The sequence below is a fragment of the 'Chrysanthemum coronarium' phytoplasma genome (assembly GCF_000744065.1).
GTDB classification, from domain to species: Bacteria; Bacillota_I; Bacilli_A; order Acholeplasmatales; family Acholeplasmataceae; genus Phytoplasma; species Phytoplasma asteris.
Window position 1 is genome coordinate 1 of sequence record NZ_BBIY01000091.1, and the last position, 1,843, is coordinate 1,843.

At 22.4% G+C, this 1,843-nt stretch carries 2 protein-coding genes and 3 pseudogenes; all 5 read left to right on the forward strand.

The window, feature by feature from the left end:
* A partial coding sequence (locus OYV_RS05135) for an HU family DNA-binding protein (RefSeq protein ID WP_042068352.1) occupies positions 1–166 on the forward strand: 166 nt, incomplete at its 5' end.
* Positions 167–179: 13 nt separating this feature from the next.
* Positions 180–323: a hypothetical protein gene (locus OYV_RS05140; RefSeq protein ID WP_172642368.1), complete on the forward strand. Its 144-nt coding sequence runs from the start codon at positions 180–182 to the stop codon at positions 321–323.
* Positions 324–360: 37 nt separating this feature from the next.
* A pseudogene (locus OYV_RS03715) lies at positions 361–630 on the forward strand (hypothetical protein); the annotation flags it as partial.
* A pseudogene (locus OYV_RS03720) lies at positions 615–817 on the forward strand (IS3 family transposase); the annotation flags it as partial. The pseudogenes OYV_RS03715 and OYV_RS03720, both read left to right, overlap by 16 nt.
* Positions 818–1,127: 310 nt before the next feature.
* Positions 1,128–1,843, forward strand: a pseudogene (locus OYV_RS03725) (hypothetical protein); the annotation flags it as partial.

Genomic DNA, 1,843 nt, shown 5'->3' on the forward strand with positions numbered 1-1,843 from the left:
AAAAGCCCACACAACTCCCGAAACTAAATTCATCATCAATAAACAAACAGGAAAAAAAACAGGAAAAAGAACTGGCAAAAACTTAAAAATACCCGCAAAAACGGTTGTTAGTTTTAAAATGTCAAAACCAATCAAAGATGAAGTCAAAAAACTACAATTAAAATAAAAGGAGAAATAATATGAGCGATGCAATGACCGAAGCATACCGAGGAACTTACTTTAAAGACCGTTCAACCACCAAAAACCACAAAGGTAAATGGATAAATTTGCATCATTCCAATAAAACCTTTAAAAATAAAAAGAAATTATCTAAAAATAAATGAATAAAATTTATAAAAATTATTAAGAAAGTAGGAAATAATGTGGATTTTTTCAATATTTACAATAATTAGCAATTTTATATTAAATTACACTAAAGGATTTACCGCTGCTGAAATCATGGAAAGAAGATTGGATGGAATACAAACAACTCTATTTACAATATTAATCATTACTGGTTTTAAACCTATTTTTAAATTAATTAAAAATACAATTGTTTTTATTAAACAAACTATTATAAACATATTTTTTCCTAATAAAAAACTTCAAACTTTAGAAATAAAAAACACTAAACAAGTATGTCAAGAAAAGTAACTCCACGCGATAACGCTGTAATTGAAAACTTTTTCGGCCAAATGAAAACTATCTTACAACATCAACATCCTTTTTTATTTCAAAAATCAACCAAAAAAGTAAAAAAATAATCAATTATTTCCCTAAATTTTGGAACAATCAATGGATTTTAGCTAAATTAAATTATTTACTTAATTTTTTTTAGTCTTAAAGAACAATTTTAGAGACAAAAGTTGTCTAAAAAAAACGGAACAGCGCAAAATTTATTAAAAAATTTATTAAAAAAATAAATAAATTTAATTATAATAAATTAGGTAGTTAAAAAATAATAATTACCTTTATAAAAGATAATAATCAATTACATTATTTACAAAAAAATTTGTTCCTTTGTTCGGAAAATTAAATCCCCATTTTAAAAAAAAACGAAAAACAAATCAAAGAAGTTTTTAATAATATTAAATTTTTTTTTATAATTTAAAAATAATAAGCACAACACTTTAGAAAGTATATACATCATGTTAAACATTTATAAAAATAAACATTATTTTTGTTCAATAATTGTTTGTTTATTTTCAATAATATTTTTTTTTATTTTCTTTTTTTGGATATCATATTTCGTATCTAAACAAAACATATTAAAGTTCCAAAAAACAAATAAAATATATGAACAAATTCAACAAATTAATTACGAAAGTGAATATAATCCAAAGATATATAATAAAAAAGAAGAAGAAAGATGCGAAAAACAAGTTCCTAGAACATGTCAAAAACCAATAATTCCTTTAGAAGAATATGATCCAATAAAAGAATTAAATATACGGAAATATATGTCTGACCCCGCAGTTGGAACAGTTATAATTGCTTTAAAAGATAAACATGAACAATTATATAAAAAATACATTTATGCTGAAAAATTGATTGATTTTTTAATAGCAAAAGATCAAACAATTGAAACTTTAAACACTAAATTAGAACAAAATGAACAACAATTAAGTGAAACAAATAATGAATTAGGTGAAACAAAAACTAAATTAGAACAAACCGAACAACAATTAAGTAAAACAAATAATGAATTAGAACAAAATGAACAACAATTAAGTGAAACAAATAATGAATTAGGTGAAACAAAAACTAAATTAGAACAAACCGAACAACAATTAAGTAAAACAAATAATGAATTAGGTGAAACAAAAACTAAATTAGAACAAACCGAACAACAATTAAGTAAAAC